At 44.4% G+C, this 23,639-nt stretch carries 22 protein-coding genes, 2 tRNA genes, 2 rRNA genes and 1 pseudogene; 6 read left to right on the top strand and 21 right to left on the bottom strand.

Annotation, left to right across the window (positions count from 1 at the left end; genetic code table 11):
• Positions 1-7 precede the first annotated feature (7 nt).
• The 5 genes from nikC to groES all read right to left on the bottom strand — a co-directional run bounded on the left by nikC (position 8) and on the right by groES (position 6,022).
• A complete protein-coding gene (gene nikC, locus MKY77_RS02415; protein ID WP_339148635.1) occupies positions 8-838 on the bottom strand; it encodes a nickel ABC transporter permease subunit NikC in 831 nt (276 codons plus the stop codon).
• A complete protein-coding gene (gene nikB / locus MKY77_RS02410) occupies positions 835-1,779 on the bottom strand; it encodes a nickel ABC transporter permease subunit NikB (protein ID WP_339148634.1) in 945 nt (314 codons plus the stop codon). Before nikB ends, nikC begins: the two co-directional genes overlap by 4 nt.
• Positions 1,780-1,797: 18 nt before the next feature.
• Positions 1,798-3,411 carry a nickel ABC transporter substrate-binding protein gene (gene nikA, locus MKY77_RS02405; RefSeq protein ID WP_339148633.1) on the bottom strand — a complete coding sequence of 538 codons (1,614 nt, stop codon included), beginning with the start codon at positions 3,409-3,411 and terminating at the stop codon, positions 1,798-1,800.
• A 454-nt stretch (positions 3,412-3,865) separates the two neighbouring features.
• Positions 3,866-5,497, bottom strand: a complete 1,632-nt coding sequence (gene groL / locus MKY77_RS02400; RefSeq protein ID WP_339148632.1) for a chaperonin GroEL — start codon at positions 5,495-5,497, stop codon at positions 3,866-3,868.
• A gap of 237 nt (positions 5,498-5,734) precedes the next feature.
• Positions 5,735-6,022, bottom strand: a complete 288-nt coding sequence (gene groES / locus MKY77_RS02395; protein ID WP_063558818.1) for a co-chaperone GroES — start codon at positions 6,020-6,022, stop codon at positions 5,735-5,737.
• 298 nt (positions 6,023-6,320) lie between these two features.
• On the opposite strand from groES, the gene MKY77_RS02390 reads away from it, so the two are divergent.
• The gene (locus MKY77_RS02390; protein WP_237665433.1) at positions 6,321-7,067 is read left to right on the top strand and encodes a type II CAAX endopeptidase family protein; all 747 of its coding nucleotides are present in this window, start codon (positions 6,321-6,323) and stop codon (positions 7,065-7,067) included.
• 42 nt (positions 7,068-7,109) lie between these two features.
• A complete protein-coding gene (locus MKY77_RS02385) occupies positions 7,110-7,316 on the top strand; it encodes a YdiK family protein (protein WP_251436104.1) in 207 nt (68 codons plus the stop codon).
• Between the two features lie 104 nt (positions 7,317-7,420).
• Here MKY77_RS02385 and MKY77_RS02380 read toward each other — a convergent pair whose 3' ends face one another.
• From MKY77_RS02380 to MKY77_RS02365, 4 genes are all read right to left on the bottom strand, one after another.
• Positions 7,421-7,729 (bottom strand): hypothetical protein, encoded by a 309-nt coding sequence (locus MKY77_RS02380; RefSeq protein WP_339148631.1) that lies wholly within the window; start codon positions 7,727-7,729, stop codon positions 7,421-7,423.
• Positions 7,730-7,811: 82 nt separating this feature from the next.
• On the bottom strand, positions 7,812-8,570 hold the full coding sequence (gene tatC, locus MKY77_RS02375) for a twin-arginine translocase subunit TatC (RefSeq protein WP_339148630.1): 759 nt from the start codon (positions 8,568-8,570) through the stop codon (positions 7,812-7,814).
• Between the two features lie 17 nt (positions 8,571-8,587).
• The gene (locus tag MKY77_RS02370) at positions 8,588-8,770 is read right to left on the bottom strand and encodes a twin-arginine translocase TatA/TatE family subunit (RefSeq protein WP_063558822.1); all 183 of its coding nucleotides are present in this window, start codon (positions 8,768-8,770) and stop codon (positions 8,588-8,590) included.
• A 43-nt stretch (positions 8,771-8,813) separates the two neighbouring features.
• Complete coding sequence (locus MKY77_RS02365; protein WP_237665430.1) at positions 8,814-9,452, bottom strand: redox-sensing transcriptional repressor Rex; 639 nt, start codon at positions 9,450-9,452, stop codon at positions 8,814-8,816.
• A 318-nt stretch (positions 9,453-9,770) separates the two neighbouring features.
• Between MKY77_RS02365 and MKY77_RS02360 the strand changes: the two genes are divergently transcribed.
• Together MKY77_RS02360 and MKY77_RS02355 are read left to right on the top strand one after the other, a co-directional pair.
• Complete coding sequence (locus tag MKY77_RS02360) at positions 9,771-11,711, top strand: ABC-F family ATP-binding cassette domain-containing protein (protein WP_339149934.1); 1,941 nt, start codon at positions 9,771-9,773, stop codon at positions 11,709-11,711.
• Between the two features lie 18 nt (positions 11,712-11,729).
• Positions 11,730-11,918 carry a hypothetical protein gene (locus MKY77_RS02355; protein WP_237665429.1) on the top strand — a complete coding sequence of 63 codons (189 nt, stop codon included), beginning with the start codon at positions 11,730-11,732 and terminating at the stop codon, positions 11,916-11,918.
• 28 nt (positions 11,919-11,946) lie between these two features.
• Here the strand turns inward: MKY77_RS02355 and MKY77_RS02350 are convergent, their stop codons facing one another.
• From MKY77_RS02350 to thiL, 8 genes and pseudogenes are all read right to left on the bottom strand, one after another.
• Positions 11,947-12,648 carry a DUF4052 family protein gene (locus MKY77_RS02350; RefSeq protein WP_339148629.1) on the bottom strand — a complete coding sequence of 234 codons (702 nt, stop codon included), beginning with the start codon at positions 12,646-12,648 and terminating at the stop codon, positions 11,947-11,949.
• On the bottom strand, positions 12,641-13,522 hold the full coding sequence (locus tag MKY77_RS02345; RefSeq protein ID WP_339148627.1) for an ABC transporter ATP-binding protein: 882 nt from the start codon (positions 13,520-13,522) through the stop codon (positions 12,641-12,643). The genes MKY77_RS02350 and MKY77_RS02345 overlap by 8 nt, the downstream gene beginning before the upstream one ends.
• Positions 13,519-13,887, bottom strand: coding sequence for a GntR family transcriptional regulator (locus MKY77_RS02340; RefSeq protein WP_339148626.1), 369 nt, complete (start codon positions 13,885-13,887; stop codon positions 13,519-13,521). The genes MKY77_RS02345 and MKY77_RS02340 overlap by 4 nt, the downstream gene beginning before the upstream one ends.
• A gap of 459 nt (positions 13,888-14,346) precedes the next feature.
• On the bottom strand, positions 14,347-15,381 hold the full coding sequence (tsaD, locus tag MKY77_RS02335) for a tRNA (adenosine(37)-N6)-threonylcarbamoyltransferase complex transferase subunit TsaD (RefSeq protein WP_339148625.1): 1,035 nt from the start codon (positions 15,379-15,381) through the stop codon (positions 14,347-14,349).
• The gene (gene rimI / locus MKY77_RS02330) at positions 15,378-15,827 is read right to left on the bottom strand and encodes a ribosomal protein S18-alanine N-acetyltransferase (RefSeq protein WP_339148624.1); all 450 of its coding nucleotides are present in this window, start codon (positions 15,825-15,827) and stop codon (positions 15,378-15,380) included. The genes tsaD and rimI overlap by 4 nt, the downstream gene beginning before the upstream one ends.
• A 9-nt stretch (positions 15,828-15,836) precedes the next feature.
• Complete coding sequence (gene tsaB, locus MKY77_RS02325; protein WP_339148623.1) at positions 15,837-16,496, bottom strand: tRNA (adenosine(37)-N6)-threonylcarbamoyltransferase complex dimerization subunit type 1 TsaB; 660 nt, start codon at positions 16,494-16,496, stop codon at positions 15,837-15,839.
• Positions 16,465-16,984 (bottom strand): annotated as a pseudogene (tsaE, locus tag MKY77_RS02320) (tRNA (adenosine(37)-N6)-threonylcarbamoyltransferase complex ATPase subunit type 1 TsaE). The gene tsaB and the pseudogene tsaE overlap by 32 nt, the downstream one beginning before the upstream one ends.
• A gap of 12 nt (positions 16,985-16,996) precedes the next feature.
• The gene (thiL, locus tag MKY77_RS02315; RefSeq protein ID WP_339149933.1) at positions 16,997-17,965 is read right to left on the bottom strand and encodes a thiamine-phosphate kinase; all 969 of its coding nucleotides are present in this window, start codon (positions 17,963-17,965) and stop codon (positions 16,997-16,999) included.
• A gap of 164 nt (positions 17,966-18,129) precedes the next feature.
• Between thiL and MKY77_RS02310 the strand changes: the two genes are divergently transcribed.
• Together MKY77_RS02310 and MKY77_RS02305 are read left to right on the top strand one after the other, a co-directional pair.
• The gene (locus tag MKY77_RS02310) at positions 18,130-18,447 is read left to right on the top strand and encodes a DUF3243 domain-containing protein (RefSeq protein WP_064098062.1); all 318 of its coding nucleotides are present in this window, start codon (positions 18,130-18,132) and stop codon (positions 18,445-18,447) included.
• 199 nt (positions 18,448-18,646) lie between these two features.
• The gene (locus tag MKY77_RS02305; protein WP_339148622.1) at positions 18,647-19,570 is read left to right on the top strand and encodes a DUF2268 domain-containing putative Zn-dependent protease; all 924 of its coding nucleotides are present in this window, start codon (positions 18,647-18,649) and stop codon (positions 19,568-19,570) included.
• A gap of 680 nt (positions 19,571-20,250) precedes the next feature.
• On the opposite strand, the gene MKY77_RS02300 is transcribed toward MKY77_RS02305, so the two are convergent.
• The 4 genes from MKY77_RS02300 to MKY77_RS02285 all read right to left on the bottom strand — a co-directional run bounded on the left by MKY77_RS02300 (position 20,251) and on the right by MKY77_RS02285 (position 23,611).
• Positions 20,251-20,326 (bottom strand) — tRNA-Asp (locus MKY77_RS02300).
• A 5-nt stretch (positions 20,327-20,331) separates the two neighbouring features.
• Positions 20,332-20,408, bottom strand: a tRNA-Met gene (locus MKY77_RS02295).
• Positions 20,409-20,441: 33 nt separating this feature from the next.
• A 5S ribosomal RNA gene (rrf, locus tag MKY77_RS02290) occupies positions 20,442-20,558 on the bottom strand.
• A 121-nt stretch (positions 20,559-20,679) separates the two neighbouring features.
• Positions 20,680-23,611 (bottom strand): 23S ribosomal RNA (locus tag MKY77_RS02285).
• Positions 23,612-23,639 lie beyond the last annotated feature (28 nt).

The following is a 23,639-nucleotide window of genomic DNA, read 5'->3' as shown; positions in this document are numbered from 1 at the left end:
CTTCTCATTAGCGACGTTTTACTCCAAATCGCTCTGAGAGTGATTCACCTAATAAATTAAAAGTAATAACAACTAGCATAATCATTAAACCTGGATAAATCATTAATGAAGGATGTGTCCTAATATAGGACTTCCCTTCATGAATCATTGCTCCCCACTCAGGTGTAGGAGGTTGCACACCTAAACCTAAAAAGGACATAGATGATAAATTCATTATTGCCCAACCCATTTCTAATGTTCCCATTACTGCTAGGGGTGGTATAACATTAGGAAAAATATGTTTCTTCATGATAGTCCACGTAGAAGAACCACTGATTTTAGCTGCGGTAATGTAGTTCTGTTCTTTCAGGCTAAGTACCATTCCTCTAATGATCCTCGCATAATAAACCCATTGTACGAGGATTAACCCTAAAACGACTTGTTTAAGTCCGGCTCCCCAAATACCAACAAACCCTAGAACAAACAAAAGACTTGGGATTGCCATTAGACCATCACCAAATCTCATTAACAATTGATCTATCCAACCACCTTTATACCCAGCAATAATCCCGACGATTAAACCTATACTTAAAGCTGAAATAAAAATGAGCATAGCAAACCCAAGTGAGATTCGAGCTCCAAATAGTATACGTGAAAACGTACATCTACCTAAGTGGTCTGTACCTAATGGATAATCTAAAGAAGGTGATTGTAATTTATGAGCTAAATTAACCAAAACAGGATCGTTAGGTGCGAGCCATGGGGCAAAAATCGTGATCAAAAATAACACTAAAATTATTGACGAACAAAGAACAATCAAAATTCGACTTTTTAATATACCACGAAACTTCGCTATCATTGGAACTGACTTCCTTTTCTTGAAATACGAGGATCAATATACATTTGAATAATGTCGACTATTAAGTTACTTATTAGGAATATACCAGCCGCTAATAGCACATATCCTTGAATGACAGGGACATCACGGTTAAAAATAGCCTCAATAAAATACCGTCCAAATCCAGGCCATGAAAAGACGGCCTCTACAATAATAGCTCCTGTCATTAAGTTTCCTAAATTCATTCCTAATCCAGTAATCATAGGAGAAATAGCAATGCGAAGGACATGTTTACCCATTATTACCTTTTCATGAATCCCTCTCGTCCTTGCAAAGAGAACATAAGACTCTTGTAAATTTTCAAGAACGCTTGCACGTAACAGACGAGTATATAATGCTATTAAAGGGAATGCCAATGTAAGAGAAGGTAGAATTAAATGTTTCCATGTTCCAGTACCTTCTACCGGGAACAAGTCTAATTTTACTGAAAAGAAAAATATGAATAAATATCCGAGCCAAAATGATGGAATAGATGCACCAATGAAAGAGAGGAGTCGACTAAAATGGTCAATTCCACTGTTTTTCTTAACTCCTGCTAAAAAACCAATGGGCACACTTACTATTATTGCAATCAAGAGACTGCCTAAGGTTAACTGAACAGTTGCTGAAATACGGGAAGATATCTCTTCCCATACTGGCTTATTCGTAACATAAGATATGCCAAAATCAAATTGACATATCTTAATTACAGCGTTCACATATTGAATAAGGAGAGGTTGATCTAATCCGAACTCCTGTCTTTTTTGAGCCAAAAGTTCTTCTGTTGGCTGGATATTAATTGCAGCTAAGTACGCTTCAGCAGGATCTACTGGTGATAGGTGGATCATTCCAAATGTCAGCAGAGTAGATATTAAAAAAATTGGAATAATAGTTATTATTCGTTTCAAAATATAAGTACCCATTAGAAAAACCCCTGTCGCTTACTCCTCGATACTAATACCTGTAAAAGGATGTTCATCCCTATTAGCAGGGAATGTAAAATTAGAAACACCTTTTTGATAGATTGCAATTTGCTTAATATAAGAAATCGGTACAATTGCACCTTGCTCTTGTAATGAACCTAAAATGGATGTGTATAGTTCCTGACGCTCATTTTCGTCAGTTGATTGTTGGACAGCAGCAATTTGGTTCAACAACTCATCCTTGTTAGGATAAGATGATATAGCCTCTCTAAACCCAAATCCTTCTGTCGCAACTGCGTTTACGAAAGCATGTGGGTCATATGGAGCTCCCCAATTACTATAGAAATTCATATCAAAATCATTCTTATTAAATCTTTCGACTTGAGTAGGAAGTTCAACTCCGTTAATGTTTAATTTCACACCAATTTTCGCCCACTCAGATTGTAGTGCTTCGGCCATCGTCTTTTGAATGGATTCAGCAGAATTATACATTAGCTCGATTTCAAGTGATTTCCCGTCTTTTACACGAATATCTTTTCCTTCTGGTAGCTTCCATCCTGCATCATCTAATAATCGCTTTGCTTTGTTCAAATCATAATCAACTATGGTTGCATCAACATTTGAAGTGTAAGGGAAATTGTTTGCTAAGATATAGTCAGCCTTCTCTTCCAAACCAGATGTCACACCCTCGACGATTGCTTCCTTATTAAAGCCATAATGTAAAGCCTGACGAACTTGGATATCTGAAAGCGTCTCCCTATTCGTATTCATTACTAGTATTCTAGTTGCAACTGGTTCAGAAACACTACTCTCATAAGAGTCTGTAGAATTTAATTGATTAAAAGCATCTATATTAATAACACCTTCACCGTATATAAGGTCCAATTCACCCTTCTCAAAAGCTAATACACGTGTTTCCGCATCAGGAATGACTTTAACAGTAATTTTCTCAATATTAGGTAATTTCCCCCAATAGTTTTCGTTACGTTTGAAAGTCGCAAATTCATCTACTTTATATTCATCTAATACCCATGGACCTGTTCCAACTGGTTGTACTATACCTTTCGATGTGTCACCGTCTTCAGGAAAGCCTGCTTCTCCAAGGAATCGCACCGGGCGAACAACCGCTAATTCTTGAATAGTAGGGTAATAGGATTCTTTTAATGTAAATTTAAACGTATGTTCATCTATGACCTCTGTTTTATCAATTAACGAAATAAATCTTAACCAACTATGTCTTTCTCTGTGGTCTAAAATAGTATCAAAGTTCTTTTTCACAATCTCAGCATTGAAATTTGAGCCATCAGAAAATTTCACATCTTGACGTAAATTGAACACATACTCTTTTCCATCTTCAGAAATCTTCCAGGACTCTGCTAATTGTGGTTTTAACTCTCCTCCATCTTGGTAACTAACTAAAGTTTCAAAAATCATAGATTGAGCGAACAATTGAGATGGATTGTATACATGTGGATTCATTTCTCCTACATCTCTAGGCCAAGCAAAAGTAATCATATTGCTATTTTCACTTGGAGCATCTGAATTTTCACTCGTACAACCAAGTAAAATCATGGATAAAGTTAGAATCATTACAGAAATTTTTAAAAATCTTTTAGGTATTCGTTTTTTCATTAAACTTGCTCCCCTTTAGTTGAAAGTGATAACCATTATCAATGGTAATGTGGGTACATCTATTTGTCAATTTAATTTCATATTTTTCAGCAAAGAATCAAGTCTATTGATATTTTAATAATCAAGTATAGGGATGTGGTAAAAATTCAAGTGAGCTCTATCTCCTAATGTTTGAGCTTCAATAGATATAAAAATGATTATATCCCTCCATAAATACTCATTATATTTTATCGTTTCATTTGAAATAGATTTTATCTTGTTCGCAGTCATTGCTACTACGTATTACAAGAGTTCTGTAAGCGTGTACCTGAGAGAATGTGGTGAACATATAACACAAAAAAGCTTCTCAAAAGTTGGATCAACTTTTGAGAAGCCTCATTCATGTTTACCTTATGTTAGCATTTTGTTAGCAAATCACTTCAAAACCCTTATATATCAAGGGATTGAGCGGTCATTACATCATTCCGCCCATTCCACCCATGCCGCCCATGTCAGGCATGCCGCCGCCAGCGTTTTCTTCTGGGATGTCTGCTACTACTGCTTCGGTAGTTAGGAACATTGCAGATACGCTTGCTGCGTTTTGTAGTGCATAGCGGGTTACTTTTGTTGGGTCAACGATACCAGCTTCAAGCATGTTTACCCATGCGCCTGTTGCTGCGTTGAATCCGATGCCGATTTCTTCTTTTTTCAGGCGTTCTACGATGACAGATCCTTCTAGACCAGCGTTGTGCGCGATTTGGCGTACAGGCTCTTCGATTGCGCGAAGAACGATTTTAATACCAGTTGCTTCGTCGCCTTCTGCTTGGATTGCCGCTACTTTGTTGTAGATGTTTACAAGAGCAGTACCACCACCGGCTACGATTCCTTCTTCAACTGCAGCACGTGTGGAGTTTAGAGCATCTTCAATGCGAAGTTTGCGCTCTTTTAGTTCTGTTTCTGTCGCCGCTCCAACTTTGATTACAGCTACTCCACCAGCGATTTTAGCTAGGCGCTCTTGTAATTTTTCACGGTCGAATTCAGAAGTTGTATCTTCTAATTGTGCACGGATTTGGCCAACGCGAGCTTGGATCTCTTCTGTGTTGCCGTGTCCGTTTACAACAGTCGTGTTTTCTTTTGTTACAACGATTTTGTCAGCGCGTCCTAATTGGCTGATGTTCGCAGTTTTTAGGTCAAGACCTAGTTCTTCTGTGATCACTTCTCCGCCAGTTAGTACTGCGATGTCTTGAAGCATTGCTTTACGACGGTCACCGAATCCAGGAGCTTTAACCGCTACTGCATTGAATGTTCCACGTAATTTGTTCACTACTAATGTAGCCAACGCTTCGCCTTCTACGTCTTCTGCAATCAGTAACAACGGCTTACCTTGTTGTACTACTTGCTCAAGAACTGGAAGAATTTCTTGTATGTTCGTGATTTTCTTATCTGTGATTAACACATAAGGGTTTTCAAGAACAGCTTCCATTTTGTCGGAGTCTGTTACCATGTATGGAGATGCATATCCACGGTCGAATTGCATACCTTCTACTACTTCAAGCTCTGTAGTGAAGCCTTTGGACTCTTCAAGAGTGATAACGCCGTCGTTACCAACGCGCTCCATTGCTTCTGCAATCAATTGACCTACTTCTTCGTCTGCTGCAGAGATTGCTGCAACTTGAGCGATGGAAGCTTTGCCTTCGATTGGTTTAGAGATTGTTTTTAATTCTTCGATTGCAACCGCAACCGCTTTTTCGATTCCTTTACGAATCCCCATTGGGTTTGCACCAGCTGTAACGTTCTTTAATCCTTCGCGGATCATTGCTTGCGCAAGAACTGTTGCAGTTGTTGTACCGTCACCAGCAACGTCGTTTGTTTTGCTTGCAACTTCAGCTACAAGTTTCGCACCCATGTTTTCGAATGCGTCTTCTAGTTCGATTTCTTTTGCGATGGTTACACCGTCATTTGTGATTAGTGGAGAACCGAATTTCTTTTCAAGTACTACGTTACGTCCTTTTGGTCCTAATGTTACTTTCACTGCATCAGCTAGTTTGTCTACACCGCGAAGCATGGAGCGGCGGGCTTCTTCACTGAACTTAATTTCTTTTGCCATGATAGATAGACCTCCTCGTATAGTTGAAATTTATTTTGGTTACTGGTGGGTTGATTTTTGCTGCAGGTGTTCGCGTTCCGCGGGGAGTGTGCTTGAGCCTCCTCGCTGCGCTGTGGGGTCTCAAGCTACCGCTACCTCCCGCCGGAGTCTCACACCTTCCGCTGCAATCAACCAGTTTGAAATTTTATAAGGGAATGCGGTGACTTTGCCTCAAGCCTTGCCGCTTTGATGATTGAATTATTTGCTTACTACTGCTAGTACGTCTGTTTCTTTTAGGATTAGAAGTTCTTTTCCTTCGAATTTCACTTCAGTTCCTGCGTATTTGGAGAAGATTACGCTGTCGCCAGCTGCTACTTCTAGTGCTACGCGCTCGCCGCTTTCTAGTACGCGACCAGATCCTACTGCTACTACTTTACCTTCTTGAGGTTTTTCTTTCGCAGAGTCCGGTAATACGATACCACTTGCCGTTTTTTCTTCTGATTGAACAAGCTCAATTACAATGCGATCACCTAATGGCTTTAACATGAAAACAACCTCCTTGGTTTCATATGTAATGTTTTATTATTTATTAGCACTCTTATCACTTGAGTGCTAACACAATTATTATAATAATGAATCTGCTTCTGTTTTGCAAGTATCTTTATCTAAATTTTTTTCGACTTGGAACCCTTTTCATTCTCTACATGTGTCGGGTGGTTTAAACGTGTCGAATAAAGATTCTTTTCGTAAAATCAGCGCATTCAGGGAAACCTTATCGTTATAAGGACATATAGATTATATGGTACAATACGAAAAGTGAATAATGGTTTAAGAGGAGCTTATTATGACGAAAAAATATTGGTTAGTCATTATTACATATGTCCTGATGCAGCTTTCCGGATTGCTTGGGTACCCTCTCTTGATCGCACTCGGCGTCGGGGAAGGAATGGAGCGTGCCAGCAGGGAAGCTTATCTGATTGGTGTATGGGCGTTTATCAGTTTTACAATCGGATTGGCCATCGTTACCTGGATACTCCGTAATGAATGGACCAAGGGCGACTTCCGAGGCGAAACGGCCTCCATCCCCAAAACCGTTCTTTGGTCGGCTGTCGGTTTCCCACTAGCACTGATTGGGCAGGCAGTCGCTGCACAGATTCAGCTGCAGGTTTTCGGCATTCAGCCGGGATCTGAGAATACACAGGAAATCATGGGATTTGTCACGGCATTCCCGGTCATGATTTTCGCGGTGGCTGTGGCTGGGCCTATCTTAGAGGAAATCATTTTCCGGAAGATCATTTTTGGTGCCATCTATAAGAAATTTAATTTTGCGATTGCACTGACAGTTAGTTCGCTACTTTTTGCCGTGGTCCATCAAGATTTCAAGCATCTGCTCATATATTTTGTAATGGGAGGCATTTTCGCTTTCCTTTATGTAAAAACAAATCGCATCATCGTTCCGATCATCGCCCACGTTGCCATGAACTCGTTTGTGGTCATCGTGCAATATGTGTTCCGTGATCGCATTGAAGAAATGATGCGTCAAATGGAAGAGATGCAACAAAACGTATCCAACTTCATTTCGTTCTTTTAAACAGCTCTCCGCTAGAGTTGAACTTACCTGGAGGATTTGCACATGAAAATAACACCGTTACGAATGGTCTTCTTCTATGCGATTATGGGCAGTTTGTTTTTATATCTGGCTATCGTCTCTGTGAAGGATACCATCTGGCACTGGCACACGATCCTGTTGATGCTCATTGCCACGTTTGACTTTGGCGTTGCCATCCGGTCCTATTTCCTACATCAAAAGATAAAAGAAATGCAACAGAAGAAAAAGTGAGAACAGGCTCGTACCTATTGGGGGTGCGGGTCTTTTTTTGGGTCTTACTAGAAGTGGTTTTGGGTAATTAGGTGTTAGGTTTTACTAAAAGTGGGTTTGGGTAATTATGGGGGTTCTTTAGAGGGACCGACCGCGTAATGAAATGTGGCTGATTTCGTGAGAAAAGCATGGGAAAATACTCGTTTTAGCGCGCCTTCAAAAGCGTTCGGACATTTTGTTGGCTCGTTCGGACATTTTCTTCGTTCATTAGCAGGGTGTTTGGACAATTGGAGGGCATGTTCGGTCAACTTTTCGATACCTTTGGACACCCCGAAATTTGGTTCGGACATTTCCTTGAAATCTTTGGACAACTTTCCGAAAACTTCGGACAAGATTGTAAAATCTTTGGACAAGAACGTAAAATCTTCGGACATTTCATCTCTTGACTACCTGCCACCTTCCCTACCACCAAAACAAAACAGGCTCGTACCCCTCAATAAGGTACGAGCCTGTCCTCTAATTATCCATCTTCTCTTCCTGCTCCATCAACGCTTCCGCTTTCTTTGCTTTTCGATAAGCAATGCGGGAAATCACAATGCTGATCTCATACAAGATGAAGAGCGGGACCGTTACCATCAGATGCGACAAGAGCTCTGGCGGTGTGATCAAGGCACCGACAACAAGTAGCCCGAAGTAGGCGTACTTGCGGATCTTCACCATAAAGTCCGGGGTGATGATCCCAAGTCTTGTTAAGAACATCACAATAACCGGCATTTGAAACAGGATGCCGAATGGGATGGTCAGCTGGAAGAGGAACTGAAAGTATTCATTTATTCCGATAACCTGATTGATCTCGAGGCGTTCTGCCAGCCTATTCATGAAATCCACAACAAATGGAAACAGGATGTAATAGGAGAAAGCCAGACCGCTTAGAAATAAGATAATCGAGATTGGGATATAGCTTAACGTAACGCGGCGTTCCCTTTCATACAAGCCGGGGCTGATGAAGGCCCATAGCTGGTAGAGAATGACGGGGAACGTCAGGATAAATGCAATCAAAAAGGCGAATTGCATGAAAATCTTGATGGAATCTGTCATGCGAAAGGCGTTCATGACGAGGTCTTTCGCTTGATCTGTTTGCTGTAAATAGACAATGATCGGTTCGGCTAGGAAAAAGCCGCCGATTGCCGAAACGAAAAAGAAGGATGCTATGATGATGATTCTTTTTCGGAGCTCGCCTATATGGTCATACACCGACATTTCTCTATCTAGCATATATGTTCATCCTTACATTACTTCGTTTCTTCTTTTTTCTCTTTATCGTCGTCATCGGCCAATCCTTTTGTTGCGTTTTTGAATTCACGCAATGTGTTCCCTGCTGCTTTACCGAGTTGAGGTAACTTGCTTGGTCCGAAGATTAATAGTGCTACAAATACAATAAGTAAGAGGCTTCCCATTCCTAATCCACCTGGCATATTGTTTGCCACCTCCTTGAAATATACTCATTCTACTACTTTTTCACTCGCTTGGATAGTGCTTGAGAAAATATACCAATGACTGCAGTTCCACCGCCAAATCGATATGATGGATGCGAATCTCTTCCGGTACATTGATACGTGCCGGTGTAAAGTTCAGTATGCCCTTTACGCCCTTTTCTACTAGTCTATCCGCTATTGGCTGTGCTACCGGAGCCGGAACCGTCAAGATGGCTACCGTTACATTCTCAGGCATTTGTTCTTCAATATCGTCTAAATGATAAACAGGGACTCCCCCGATTTCCGAGCCGATCTTGGACTCGTCCACATCAAAGGCCATCACTATTTTCGTATTATTGTTTTTCATAAAATTATAATGTAGGAAGGCGGTTCCTAAATTACCTACACCTATTAGAGTAACATATGTCAATTCATCTTGGTCGAGCGTTTTCCTGAAAAAAGTTAACAAATATTGAACATTATATCCATATCCCTTTTTCCCCAGTGCACCGAAGTAGCTGAAGTCCCGGCGGATCGTCGCACTATCGACCTTGACCGCTTCACTCAGCTCTGCGGATGATACGCGTTGCTTGCCGGACGAGTGCAAGTTCTGGATGAAACGATAATACAGCGGCAGGCGCTTAGCTGTTGCTTGTGGAATTTTCAGTTGTTCGTTATTCATTGTACTCCCCCATTTGTCGAACCTGTTTGCTCCTCTATTCTACCACGGAACGAAAACGATTACATTTCTATGTCTATATTAAATATGAAGTCATTACAGTCACCTTCTGTTGATTGGAGTGCAAGGTGTGAGACCCCTACGGGAGGTTAGCGGTAGGTTGAGACCCCTGAAGCGTTGTGAGGAGGCTCAAGCAGCGCCCTTAGGATAAGCGAACACCTGGAACGGAAATCAACAGAAAGTAAACGAGAAATACCCAAAATCTTGATGTAAACCCCAAAGAAAGATACACTTAACCTAGAATTACTCGAGGTGAAGATGATGATTATTTTACAGGTAAATCAGTTGACCAAATATTTCGGCGCTGACCTTATTTTATCGAATATAAAACTAGAAGTACAATCGAAAGATCGTATTGCCCTTGTGGGGCGTAATGGGGCCGGTAAATCCACCCTATTAAAAATCATATCCAATCAGTTGTCCTTTGATTCAGGAGACTTGATTAAACCTAAAGGTGTGTCGATCGGCTATCTCGCACAGGACACCGGCTTACAGACTGAGCGCTCGATCTGGAACGAGATGCTGACAGTATTCTCCGGCCTTCGCGAACTCGAAACCCAGATGCGCACACTTGAGGCAAAAATGGGCGATCCCGCTTACTTTGAAGATGAAGTCGTTTATGCTCGCATCCTCAAAGAATACGACGAGGTCCAGGAAGCATTCAAGCAACAGGGCGGCTTTCAGTACGAAGCCGACATCCGCTCCGTCCTGCACGGCCTGCGATTTTCCGAATACGATTACGAAACGCCCATTGAAACGTTAAGCGGTGGACAACGGACCCGCCTGGCGCTGGCAAAATTACTTTTAACCAAGCCAGACCTCCTCATCCTCGATGAGCCGACCAACCATTTGGACATCGATACGCTATCGTGGCTGGAGAACTACCTTCAAGGCTACCCTGGTGCGTTGCTAATCGTTTCCCATGACCGCTATTTCTTGGACAAGGTCGTGAACATTGTGTATGAAATTTCGCGTAAGCAATCCGCTAAGTTCATTGGGAACTATAGTAAGTATCTAGAGCAGAAGGCTGAACAATATGAGCGCGAGATGAAAATGTTTGAAAAGCAGCAGGACGAGATCGCCAAGCTGCAAGATTTTGTGGCAAAGAACCTTGCGCGTGCTTCTACTACCAAGCGTGCCCAAAGCCGTCGTAAGCAGCTGGAGAAAATGGACGTGATGGACCGCCCGAAAGGCGATGAGAAATCTGCCTCCATTATGTTCGACATTGACCGCCAAAGCGGAAATGATGTCCTTAAAGCAAGAGATCTAGCGGTTTCCTATGATACGACTCCCGTCTTCCGTCATGTCGACTTTTCGATGAGCCGAGGCGACAGTGTCGCACTTGTTGGGCCTAACGGAATCGGGAAATCGACCTTACTTAAGACGCTTGTTGGGAAATTAAAGCCGCTTGAGGGAACTTTCTCCTTTGGAGCGAATGTGTCGATCAGCTACTACGATCAGCAACAGGCAGACCTTACCTCCAATAAGACGGTCTTAGCAGAACTTTGGGATGAATATCCTCAGAAGATGGAGAAGGAGATACGGACCGTTCTAGGAAACTTTTTATTTTCCGGTGATGACGTGCTGAAGCCTGTATCCACATTGAGCGGAGGCGAAAAGGCGCGGCTTGCCCTTTCCAAACTGATGATGGAACGATCCAATGTCCTGATCCTGGACGAGCCTACCAACCACTTGGACCTGGACAGCAAGGAAATCCTGGAGAATGCCCTTATCGATTATCCTGGAACCATCCTTTTTGTTTCCCATGACCGTTATTTCATCAACCGCTTGGCGACGAAAGTGTATGAGTTGAGTACGATTGGTGCGACAGAGTACCTCGGCGACTACGACTATTATGTGGAGAAAAAAGAAGAGGCGTTGGAGCTTGAGCGTTTAGAAGCAGAGGCTGGGAGTTCAAAAGGTTCTAAGGTCACTTCGGCCGTAGCTACTGAGGCGCCAGAAAAAATGAGTTACGAACAGGAAAAAGAAGCAAAGCGTCTCGAACGCCAGCGTAAACGCCGCGTTGAAGAGATCGAAAAAGAGATGGAAGAGCTGGAACAGAAAATCGAGCATAACGAAAGCGAACTCTGTCTGCCCGAGGTCTATCAGGATCATGAAAAAGTGCTCGAGCTGAACACCGCGAACGAAGCATTTCAGGAGAGGCTTCTTGCCTTGATGGAGGAATGGGAAGAGCTTGTCTAAGTTTGCTAGGGGGATTGGATGAATAAGACTTTTTCAGTCATTTTATTGCTTGTCATTATTATCAATACAATCAGATACTTGTACTATATCTTTACCGGCCCGGTTGAAGCTTACTTTTTCGTGATGCTGGCTATCAATTTTGCGGGACTAGGACTAGGAATTTATTATTTGTTTTTCCAGAAGAAACAGAAAAGAGGAAGGGGGTAAATCCCTTTCCTCTTTTTGTTAGCAATAACTACCTTGTTGCCCCAGGCACAGTGGACGCTTTTCTAAGCATGCCCCAGTTCGGCAGGTACGCCAATAAGGCAACTCCCACCAGCATCAGAAAATTAACCCCAAGCTTCCACCCTTCCATATTTACCAAAACATCTATAAGGAAGGACCTTGTATATGGCAGGATGATGATAATAGCCAACGCTGCCAATGTTCCAAAACCTCCAATGAGGCCAAATCGATAGAAGGTGGAGCCTAAAAGGAAGCCAAGTGATAATAATAGGAAACAGATGGTCAGATCAACTAGAAGTTGGTTATACCATGTGTTCGCAAGCGTCGTGGCCTGCACGGTGTGGTAGGTTAAAAATCGCCCACTTGTGCTGGCTTGCACCAGGCTATTGAAGATTCCTTGGACGAAGACGTGGACGATGGAAAACACCGCTGCCACCCCCGCGCAATAAATGAGGACGCTGAGCAAGTATTGCGTTCTCGTCGCACCAAACTTGATGCAGTAAGGGAACGTCTCTTTTGTCGTTAAAAAGCCCGTGATTCCGCAGAAAATATAGATGGCCATGCTGGTCGTCACAATCATTCGTGTATCAAACGAAAGCACAATGATGAACATGGCGGTCAGACTGAGAATCAGGATGGACCAGAACACCATGAACGAGTAGCGAATATCCACTGCTAAATAGTAAAGTACTGCTTTCATTTCGTTAAGCATGCTTTTGGCCTCCTTTCGACTCTTCTTCTGTCATATACACCATTAATTGTTGAATGGAGCTGCGATCTGCATCCAGGTTATGAGCAGCCGCTTCTTCCACTGTCAGCCTTTCGCCAAACAACGTTGCGGTCTTCCTTCCTGCAAGTACCGACTCATGCAATACTCGCTTGCCTTGAGCGAATTCATCTACCGCTTCCCTTTTTCCCGATACCGTTATGCTTGAGTCCATAAGTTCTTCTGTGGACTTGTGGAAAACCACTTCCCCGCTCCTCAATAAGATTACTTCTTCGAATAAGTTGCTCACTTCGTCGATCAGATGAGTGGATAAGATGATGGTTCGCGGATATTCCTCATATTCCTCTAACAGCACTTCATAGAACTTAAACCTGGCTGCTGCATCAAGTCCGATATACGGTTCATCTAGGATGGTGATTTTCGCCCTGCTGGCAAGCCCGATGGTAATGCCAAGCGAGGATTCCATCCCTTTGGATAAGCCTTTCGTTTTGAGGGAGGGGTCCAGGTTGAAGGTTGTGAGCAACGCATTAGCTGTGTCCCAGGACCAGTTAGGGTAAAAGAGGGACGCCACTTTCAGGATATCCTTGATTTTTAAGCGCTTGATGAAGTTATTGCTCTCGTTTACCAAACAAATGTCTTTCGTGATCTGCCTGTTGTTAAATGGATTCTGACCATTTATAAGAATTTCTCCAGACGAAGGAAGCGCATGCCCTGCCAGTAGCTGCATCAATGTGGTTTTACCAGCCCCATTCCGTCCAAGCAGACCGTAGATTTTGTTTTCTTCTAGCGTAAGCGTCAGGTCATCCACTGCTTTTTTCACGCCAAAGTTTTTAGACACGTTTCTCAGCTCTACTCTCATTGCCCTTCCCCCTTGCGTATAAAGTCAGTCAATTCCTCTTCACTGATCCCAAGCTTCCCCGCTTCCTTTTTTAAAGGAACGATAAAGTCTTTGAAAAATGCCGCTTTCCTTTTTGTAAGGATGATTTCCTTAGCTCCCTCTGCAACAAACATTCCGACCCCTCTTTTCTTAAATAAGATTTCCTGATCTACCAACTGATTGATTCCCTTAGCTGCTGTTGCTGGGTTGATCTGATAGTATTTCGCAAATTCGTTAGTGGATGGCACCCGCTCCCCCTCCTGCATGCTGCCTTCTAAGATGCCGCTCTCGATCAGTTCGGCCACCTGCTGGAAAATGGGTATATCACTATTAAGATTAAATTCCACGTATTCACCTACTTTGATTTACTTGTTTTATATTAGCGGTGCTTGTTATTTGGTTAATTACTTATGTAACTAACTATATAAGTAAAAGAGTTGGAAGTCAATGGTATTTAGAAATTTTTCCAAGAGGAAATATTCTCATAAGTTATCCCCGTTTTCTTCCTCACGCGCATTTTGTCGAACAAAAAAGGTATCTTGCTGAAGCTTGTCGATTAGCCCCACTTACCCACAGGTTTATGCACATATCCACCCTTGTTTTATAAGTTATCAAGATAATTATTCACACTATCCACAAAATCACACAAAGTTATCCACACTTTTTATTCACATTTCGGAGGTTTATTTTAGTGGATATTTGGGTAAATATCCACATTTAATCCACAGTTGTGTGGATAACACTTTCCATTGCACATAACCCCCCTTCAAACGCAAGCACAAAAAAAGCCTTCCAACTGCACAAAGTCAGTTAAAAGGCTTCTCAATATCCAAACCCGGATTGGCATTCAAGTCCATTCCAGATCGCTTTCCTAGTCTATACATCACACTACCTGCCGTTGCTATCATGGCAGCGTTGTCCGTACACAGGGATAATGGTGGAATCACCAGATTCTTCCCTTCTTTATCCACAGCATCCTGCAGGGCCGCACGCAAGCCCTTGTTCGCCGCTACTCCACCTGCCAGCAACACTTGGTTCACGCCATATTCCTTCATCGCACGGATCGTCTTTCCAACCAACACCTCTATCACGCTTTCCTGAAAGCTTGCCGCAAGATCCTCGGGGATGATTTCTTCCCCCTTTTGCTTGGCATTGTGTAACGTGTTGATAACAGCTGATTTCAATCCTGAGAAACTGAAATCATAGGAGTCCTCTTCCAGCCACGCTCTTGGCAGCTTGATAGAAGGTGACCCCTCCGCAGCCATACGATCGATGTGAGGACCGCCTGGATAAGGTAGCTGAAGGGTGCGCGCAACCTTGTCATAGGCTTCTCCAACGGCGTCATCACGCGTTTCCCCGATTACCTCAAAGGAACCGTGCTCTTTCATGTACACAAGCTCTGTATGTCCACCTGACACCACAAGCGCAAGCAACGGGAAGTCAAGGTCTGCCACAAGTTGGTTGGCATAGATATGGCCTGCAATGTGATGAACCCCGACGAGTGGCTTCTGGTGAGCGAACGCCAGCGCCTTCGCTGCATTCACACCAATCAACAGCGCACCAACAAGTCCCGGTCCTTCTGTCACTGCGATGGCATCTAAGTCTGCCATGGTCACACCGCCCTGTTCCAATGCTTCCTCTAATACCACTGTCATCTGCTCGACATGATGACGTGAAGCGATTTCCGGCACAACCCCGCCAAAACGTTGATGGCTCTCTATTTGCGAGGAAACGATATTTGCCACGATCTCTTTTCCATTCTTAATTATCGCCACCGCCGTCTCATCACAGCTCGTTTCAATCCCTAATATAAGTTCGTCTTTTTCATCGATTGTTTTCATATATTCACCCACATCACTAGTGCATCTTCGTTATTATCCACATAGTATTTTTTTCGGATGCCTCCGTTTTGGAAGCCGTGTTTGCGATAGAGCGACTGTGCCACTACATTCGAAACCCTCACTTCCAGCGAAACGGTGGTGGCTCCGACCATTTTACAATATTCCATTGCTTTTCCGAGTAAAAGATCGCCAAGTTTTCGTCCCCTGCATGCTGGGTCTACAGCGATATTGGTAATTTGCGCTTCCCCCATGACAATCCAGATCCCACAATAGCCGATTACCCGTTCGGCTTCTTTCATCACGAGGTAATGGGCATAGGGATTGTTGGTCAGTTCATAATAGAAGGCATCCTTTGTCCATGGTGTGGCAAAAGAATGAAGCTCCACCCGATGTACCCCTTCAATATCATAAACCGTCATTTTTGAGATTCCTATCATTGTATTCATTCCGCTCACCTATTTTTCTTTACTTTCCAGCCATTTCGCCTCTGCTTCTGCAAGCCTTGTATAGTTCGGCACGAAGGAATGGGCATCTTCTGCCTCCCTTTTCAAGCCAAGAAAAGCCAGCTCACTAGGTCTTGGGTTATTTTCGCTGACCTGAGCAAAATGAGCCAGTTCCCCAAGGTACTCTATGATGGTTTCCTTATGAAGGTGCACGTCATTCCCGATGAACAATACCGGCTCTTGTCTTTCTTTTAACGCCTGCAGCCAGTCTACCATCAGGATGTTCACGTCCTCCATCTCCGTGATCAGCTCGTCCTCTTGGAAACGATAAAGCCCCGTATACACCTGACCACGTCTTGCGTCTTGCAAGGCACAGATACTTCCTTGAAAATAACGGCCATTCGCTGCCACAAGCTCCAAGCTGGAAATCCCAACAAGCGGAATCTTCAACGACCAAGCCAACGTCTTCGCAAGCGTCACACCGATCCTGACTCCCGTATAAGATCCTGGCCCTTTTCCCACCACAATCCGCTCAAGATCTGCAGGTTTCACATCACAATCCTGCATAAGCTTCTCTACTGCAGGCATTGCTCGCAGCGAGTGGTTCTTTTTCACATTTGTCACCAGTTCCCCAATTACTTTATCTTCCTCGACAATTGCTACCCCTAACACATAGGTGGATGTATCGATTGCTAATACTTTCGTCATTCCATTAACTCCTTACAAATAGCTTCATATCTTTCCCCTTTTGGCGTGAGCACGAGCTTCCGTTCATCGTCCCCATGGTGATAGATATAGATTTCCAACCGCTCATTCGGTAAAAATTCCTCGATCAGGTGTGCCCATTCCACCACCGTCACACCTTCTCCTTCAAAATAATCATCAAATCCAAGGTCCTCTTCACTGTCAGCCAAGCGGTACACATCCATATGGTAGAGCGGAAGGCGCCCTTGGTATTCCTTGATGATGGTGAAGGTAGGACTGTTTACATTCCTCTTGATCTCAAGCCCTTTTGCCAACCCTTTTGTAAAAGTGGTCTTCCCTGCGCCAAGATCACCTTCCAGCAGCAGGACCTCGCCGCCTCTCATCAATTTTCCTAGCGCCTCGGACTTTGCCATGGTCTCCTCGGCAGAATGTGTCATAAGCTCCACTTGCAACATATCATCCTACTCCTAACTTCTATTAAAATGATTATATCCTTCTTTTTTCAGCTTCTGCAGCCCTTCATCCGTCTTCAAGAATACTTGTCCCTGACCACCCTGGACGGAACCGATCTTGCTGATCGGTATACCGGATGCCATACATTTCTCATGCAAGGAATCCCAATCAGAAGCAGGAAGGGATCCTACCAACTCAAAATCTTCCCCGCCAGTCATGGCCCAACTGAAGGCCTTGTCCGCATCATAGTTCCGTAAATCATCACTTATAGGTATTGTTTCCTTATTTATCAAAATATCTACCTGGCTGGCTTCTGCAATCTCCAGAAGCTCACTTGCCAAGCCGTCACTCACATCGTTTAGGGAAACACGCTCATAGCGGCTCAAGATCCTTCCTAAGGCCACCTGAGGCTTGGGCTGTTGATGCTTCGTTACTAATGTTTGATATGCAACAGGCCTGTTATGTAAAAGGATATCCAATCCACCAGCCGAATCGCCCAATGAACCGGAGACAAACACCACATCGCCTTCCTTCGCATTAGAACGGAGCAGCCTTTTCCCCTTTTCCACTTTACCAATAACAAAAACACTTAACACCATCGTTTTGCCGGAAGTCGTGTCTCCACCGATCAAATCCATTTCATATTGATCGCCAAGCTGCTTCATGCCGTTATAGATTTCCTTCAGCTCATCGGGTTTCCAGCTTTTCGGGATGGTGATGGAAACGAGATAATACATCGGGTATCCACCCATCGCTGCCACATCACTGATGTTAGCGGCAAGTGCCTTAAAACCAATATCAAAGGGCGCCATCGTCTGTCTTGTAAAATGGACATCTTCCACCATCGTATCCACACACACGATTTTCTCATATCCATCCTCAAAAGAGACAATTGCCGCGTCATCACCGATCCCAATCACCATCTCTTCATGAAACAATCTAGCTGGCTGTATATCTTTTATAAAAGCAAACTCATCTGAAATGGACAATCTCTTCACTCCTTTGCTTCCGACTGCTACCCACTATTATAGCGAAAGGGACACTATAAAGAAAATAATTCTGCCAGGATATGCTTGATAAGGTTTAACACTCCCATAAAAAGGATATGGACAAGAGAACGCTTAAATTTAAAGGAGGAATAAATGAAATGGCATACACAGATCGTGAAGCTACAGAAGACAGAGTAGAACGTAAAGTAGAAAATATGGATCCAAGCAAGAAAGAACAGATCCTCGCCGACTTCGATACCTTCAAGAGCTATTTAAGTGAAAAAGTCTCCAAAGGGAAAAAAGTGGGGCTAGGAGAAGAACAGCTTGCTGTTGCAGCTGAAAAAGTAGGAGATTACCTAGCGAAGCATGAGGACCCAAGAAATAGTGAAGAAAAGCTTCTTCAGGAACTCTGGAAAGTCGGCGACAAAGACGAGCGCCACAAACTTGCGCACATGCTAGTCAAACTAGTAGATTAATCGTAGGAAATACACCCTACACTTTGATAAAACATATCTAAACATCCTGCCACCTCTAGAGGTGGCTTTTTTGTGGGTAATATTTCCTTAATAAAAATATAATGAAAAAGAAGGAATTTGTCATAATTTATAGAATATTTAAACTTGGTTGCCGATATATAATCTATAGGGGGCAAATACTATCTTAGGAGGGAAATCAATGCGCTTTACTAGTTTTTTCTTTTTTCTCATCATGGCTGTAGCATTAACAGGTTGTAACAACGGAGGAGTAGAAGCCGAAACCGAAGAGGCAGTAGGCTTAGAGTACACCTTTGAAAAAGATGGACAAGAATTTGAGATTATTCACGTGTACCAGTTGTATGAAGCATTCTATGCAGAAGGACTTAAAGGGGAAGAAGCAACTGAACTGTACACTTCAAGCATCCTTGATGAGGTTGCGGATAGATGTTACAAGGGCGGAGAATTTGAACAGAAGACAGACTATGTTCTTGCTCCACCAAAGAACAGAATCGCTGTTCAGGATAACCTAAAGAGAATGGACACTCGCAAGATCAATGCTGCCATCAAAGATTCTTTAACAAAATCGTCCAATGAGCTTCCACTAGAAGGTAGCAAAACCACTGTATGTGTATTCCCGACAGACAACAACGCACCGGCAACCTTTGTAACTGCAGGTATAGGCCAAATTGTTGTTTTCTTTGACCGCAACACGACAGACAACATTCTTAAAGCAGGTGTAGCTAACAAGTATCATCACAGCTACTGGATGGATAACCACTATAACGGCGAAACATTCACCGTTTTGGACAACCTTGTAATCGAAGGAAAAGGAACTATGTTCCAAAAGCTTGTATACCCTAACATCAACGTAGCACCTGTAGATGAAACATACAACAAAGATCTATGGTCAAGAATTGAAGGCGAATTGGAAAAGGAAGATGATAAAAAGGCACAAGAAATCTTCAAAGGTGGAAGAAACGGTCTACCTAGCCAATATGGATACAGCGAAAGCTACAAAATGGTTCAGTCCTATGTAGACGCAAATGATGGGGCATCCATTGAAGATTGGTCAGCTGCCACTTCCGAAGAAATCCTTGAAGCGCATAAAGCTAATTATAATTAATAAATAGGTTGCAGGTAGAAGGTAGTTGGAATGGAGCCTCGTTGGTGGGGGCTTCATTTTTTTGGGGGCTTTGGAACCACCACAAGAGGTGTTCGGTCGTCATTGAGGACGTATGGAACCACCACATGCGGAAATATGAGGTGTTCGGTCGTCATTGAGGGTGTATGGAACCACCACAAGCCGAAATATGAGATGTTCAGTCGTCATTGAGGGTGTATGGAACCACCACAAGCCGTATTATGAGGTGTTCAGTCGTCATTGAGGGTGTATGGAACCACCACAAGCCGTATTATGAGGTGTTCAGTCGTCATTGAGGGTGTATGGAACCACCACAAGCCGAATTATGAGGTGTTCAGTCGTCATTGAGGGTGTATGGAACCACCACAAGCCGAATTATGAGGTGTTCAGTCGTCATTGAGAGCGTTTGGAACCACCACACGCGGAATTATGAGATGTTCAGTCGTCATTGAGGGCGTTTGGAACCACCACACGCGGAATTATGAGATGTTCAGTCGTCATTGAGGGTGTATGGAACCACCACATGCGGAAATATGAGGTGTTCAGTTGTCATTGAGGGTGTATGGGGCCACCATAAGTGCAAAAATGAATGGTTCAGTCGTCAAAAAGTCATAAAAAAAGACAAAAAAAATAACGAAACCTAGTTTCGCATTTTAAAAGAATGGCGGTCCCGACCGGGATCGAACCGGCGATCTCCTGCGTGACAGGCAGGCATGTTAACCGCTACACCACGGGACCTTATTTGGTTGCGGGGACAGGATTTGAACCTGCGACCTTCGGGTTATGAGCCCGACGAGCTACCAGACTGCTCCACCCCGCGACAATAATATATGCTATTTTTACAAAAGCACTTGCCTGGCAACGTCCTACTCTCACAGGGGGAGATCCCCCAACTACCATCGGCGCTGAAGAGCTTAACTTCCGTGTTCGGTATGGGAACGGGTGTGACCTCTTCGCCATCATTACCAGACATATACTATTGTAAAATAACTAAGTAGAAAAATCAAGAAGTTTTTCAACTTTCTTGTTCCTTCAAAACTAGATAATGTGTTCGTATCAAGATATTCATATCGTTCACTTATTTCAATTGTTGGGTTAAGTCCTCGATCGATTAGTATTCGTCAGCTCCACATGTCGCCATGCTTCCACCTCGAACCTATCTACCTGATCATCTTTCAGGGATCTTACTTACCGAAGTAAAAGGAAATCTCATCTTGAGGGGGGCTTCATGCTTAGATGCTTTCAGCACTTATCCCGTCCGCACGTAGCTACCCAGCTATGCCTTTGGCAAGACAACTGGTACACCAGCGGTGCGTCCATCCCGGTCCTCTCGTACTAAGGACAGCTCCTCTCAAATTTCCTGCGCCCACGACGGATAGGGACCGAACTGTCTCACGACGTTCTGAACCCAGCTCGCGTACCGCTTTAATGGGCGAACAGCCCAACCCTTGGGACCGACTACAGCCCCAGGATGCGATGAGCCGACATCGAGGTGCCAAACCTCCCCGTCGATGTGGACTCTTGGGGGAGATAAGCCTGTTATCCCCGGGGTAGCTTTTATCCGTTGAGCGATGGCCCTTCCATGCGGAACCACCGGATCACTAAGCCCGACTTTCGTCCCTGCTCGACTTGTAGGTCTCGCAGTCAAGCTCCCTTGTGCCTTTACACTCTGCGAATGATTTCCAACCATTCTGAGGGAACCTTTGGGCGCCTCCGTTACTCTTTAGGAGGCGACCGCCCCAGTCAAACTGCCCACCTGACACTGTCTCCCAGCCCGATAAGGGCTGCGGGTTAGAATTTCAATACAGCCAGGGTAGTATCCCACCGACGCCTCCACCGAAGCTAGCGCTCCGGCTTCTCAGGCTCCTACCTATCCTGTACAAGCTGTACCAAAATTCAATATCAGGCTACAGTAAAGCTCCACGGGGTCTTTCCGTCCTGTCGCGGGTAACCTGCATCTTCACAGGTACTATAATTTCACCGAGTCTCTGGTTGAGACAGTGCCCAGATCGTTACGCCTTTCGTGCGGGTCGGAACTTACCCGACAAGGAATTTCGCTACCTTAGGACCGTTATAGTTACGGCCGCCGTTTACTGGGGCTTCGGTTCAAAGCTTCGCTTGCGCTAACCTCTCCCCTTAACCTTCCAGCACCGGGCAGGCGTCAGCCCCTATACTTCGCCTTACGGCTTCGCAGAGACCTGTGTTTTTGCTAAACAGTCGCCTGGGCCTATTCACTGCGGCTCTCTCGGGCTTTAACACCCTAACAGAGCACCCCTTCTCCCGAAGTTACGGGGTCATTTTGCCGAGTTCCTTAACCAGAGTTCTCTCGCTCACCTTAGGATTCTCTCCTCGCCTACCTGTGTCGGTTTGCGGTACGGGCACCATACTCCTCGCTAGAGGCTTTTCTTGGCAGTGTGAAATCAGGAACTTCGGTACTATATTTCCCTCGCTATCACAGCTCAGCCTTAATGAGAAGCGGATTTGCCTACTTCTCAGCCTTACTGCTTAGACGCGCATATCCAACAGCGCGCTTACCCTATCCTTCTGCGTCCCCCCATTGCTCAAACGGAGTGGAGGTGGTACAGGAATATCAACCTGTTATCCATCGCCTACGCCTTTCGGCCTCGGCTTAGGTCCCGACTAACCCTGAGCGGACGAGCCTTCCTCAGGAAACCTTAGGCATTCGGTGGAAGGGATTCTCACCCTTCTTTCGCTACTCATACCGGCATTCTCACTTCTAAGCGCTCCACCAGTCCTTACGGTCTAGCTTCAACGCCCTTAGAACGCTCTCCTACCACTGTTCGTAAGAACAGTCCGCAGCTTCGGTGATACGTTTAGCCCCGGTACATTTTCGGCGCAGAGTCACTCGACCAGTGAGCTATTACGCACTCTTTAAATGGTGGCTGCTTCTAAGCCAACATCCTGGTTGTCTAAGCAACTCCACATCCTTTTCCACTTAACGTATACTTGGGGACCTTAGCTGGCGGTCTGGGCTGTTTCCCTCTTGACTACGGATCTTATCACTCGCAGTCTGACTCCCATGGATAAGTCTTTGGCATTCGGAGTTTGACTGAATTCGGTAATCCGATGAGGACCCCTAGTCCAATCAGTGCTCTACCTCCAAGACTCTAACACATGAGGCTAGCCCTAAAGCTATTTCGGAGAGAACCAGCTATCTCCAGGTTCGATTGGCATTTCACCCCTACCCACACCTCATCCGCTCACTTTTCAACGTGAGTCGGTTCGGGCCTCCATTCAGTGTTACCTGAACTTCACCCTGGACATGGGTAGATCACCTGGTTTCGGGTCTACGACCACGTACTCATTCGCCCTATTCAGACTCGCTTTCGCTACGGCTCCGTCTCTTCGACTTAACCTTGCACGGGATCGTAACTCGCCGGTTCATTCTACAAAAGGCACGCTATCACCCATTAACGGGCTCTAACTACTTGTAGGCACACGGTTTCAGGATCTATTTCACTCCCCTTCCGGGGTGCTTTTCACCTTTCCCTCACGGTACTGGTTCACTATCGGTCACTAGGGAGTATTTAGCCTTGGGAGATGGTCCTCCCTGCTTCCGACGGGATTTCTCGTGTCCCGCCGTACTCAGGATCCACTCAGGAGGGAACGAAGTTTCAACTACAGGGTTTTTACCTTCTATGACGGACCTTTCCAGATCGCTTCATTTACCCCGTTCCTTTGTAACTCCATGTTGAGTGTCCTACAACCCCAAGAGGCAAGCCTCTTGGTTTGGGCTAATTCCGTTTCGCTCGCCGCTACTCAGGAAATCGCGTTTGCTTTCTCTTCCTCCGGGTACTAAGATGTTTCAGTTCCCCGGGTCTGCCTTCATTACCCTATGTATTCAGGTAAAGATACTGCTCCATTACGAGCAGTGGGTTTCCCCATTCGGAAATCTCCGGATCAAAGCTTACTTACAGCTCCCCGAAGCATATCGGTGTTAGTCCCGTCCTTCATCGGCTCCTAGTGCCAAGGCATCCACCGTGCGCCCTTAATAACTTAACCGTCGACCAAAATTGGTCATGTGTCGATA

The organism is Sutcliffiella sp. FSL R7-0096 (assembly GCF_038595065.1).
GTDB lineage: Bacteria > Bacillota > Bacilli > Bacillales > Bacillaceae_I > Sutcliffiella_A.
Note: the sequence above shows the minus strand (reverse complement) of the source record. Positions and strands in the feature narration are given on the sequence as shown.

Excerpts from the sequence above, each read along its gene's own strand:
- nikC (WP_339148635.1), bottom strand. The coding sequence starts at position 838 with ATGATAGCGAAGTTTCGTGGTATATTAAAAAGTCGAATTTTGATTGTT.
- nikB (WP_339148634.1), bottom strand. The coding sequence starts at position 1,779 with ATGGGTACTTATATTTTGAAACGAATAATAACTATTATTCCAATTTTT.
- nikA (WP_339148633.1), bottom strand. The coding sequence starts at position 3,411 with ATGAAAAAACGAATACCTAAAAGATTTTTAAAAATTTCTGTAATGATT.
- groL (WP_339148632.1), bottom strand. The coding sequence starts at position 5,497 with ATGGCAAAAGAAATTAAGTTCAGTGAAGAAGCCCGCCGCTCCATGCTT.
- groES (WP_063558818.1), bottom strand. The coding sequence starts at position 6,022 with ATGTTAAAGCCATTAGGTGATCGCATTGTAATTGAGCTTGTTCAATCA.
- MKY77_RS02390 (WP_237665433.1), top strand. The coding sequence starts at position 6,321 with ATGACGAAAAAATATTGGTTAGTCATTATTACATATGTCCTGATGCAG.
- MKY77_RS02385 (WP_251436104.1), top strand. The coding sequence starts at position 7,110 with ATGAAAATAACACCGTTACGAATGGTCTTCTTCTATGCGATTATGGGC.
- MKY77_RS02380 (WP_339148631.1), bottom strand. The coding sequence starts at position 7,729 with ATGTCCGAAGATTTTACGTTCTTGTCCAAAGATTTTACAATCTTGTCC.
- tatC (WP_339148630.1), bottom strand. The coding sequence starts at position 8,570 with ATGCTAGATAGAGAAATGTCGGTGTATGACCATATAGGCGAGCTCCGA.
- MKY77_RS02370 (WP_063558822.1), bottom strand. The coding sequence starts at position 8,770 with ATGCCAGGTGGATTAGGAATGGGAAGCCTCTTACTTATTGTATTTGTA.
- MKY77_RS02365 (WP_237665430.1), bottom strand. The coding sequence starts at position 9,452 with ATGAATAACGAACAACTGAAAATTCCACAAGCAACAGCTAAGCGCCTG.
- MKY77_RS02360 (WP_339149934.1), top strand. The coding sequence starts at position 9,771 with ATGATTATTTTACAGGTAAATCAGTTGACCAAATATTTCGGCGCTGAC.
- MKY77_RS02355 (WP_237665429.1), top strand. The coding sequence starts at position 11,730 with ATGAATAAGACTTTTTCAGTCATTTTATTGCTTGTCATTATTATCAAT.
- MKY77_RS02350 (WP_339148629.1), bottom strand. The coding sequence starts at position 12,648 with ATGCTTAACGAAATGAAAGCAGTACTTTACTATTTAGCAGTGGATATT.
- MKY77_RS02345 (WP_339148627.1), bottom strand. The coding sequence starts at position 13,522 with ATGAGAGTAGAGCTGAGAAACGTGTCTAAAAACTTTGGCGTGAAAAAA.
- tsaD (WP_339148625.1), bottom strand. The coding sequence starts at position 15,381 with ATGAAAACAATCGATGAAAAAGACGAACTTATATTAGGGATTGAAACG.
- rimI (WP_339148624.1), bottom strand. The coding sequence starts at position 15,827 with ATGAATACAATGATAGGAATCTCAAAAATGACGGTTTATGATATTGAA.
- MKY77_RS02310 (WP_064098062.1), top strand. The coding sequence starts at position 18,130 with ATGGCATACACAGATCGTGAAGCTACAGAAGACAGAGTAGAACGTAAA.
- MKY77_RS02305 (WP_339148622.1), top strand. The coding sequence starts at position 18,647 with ATGCGCTTTACTAGTTTTTTCTTTTTTCTCATCATGGCTGTAGCATTA.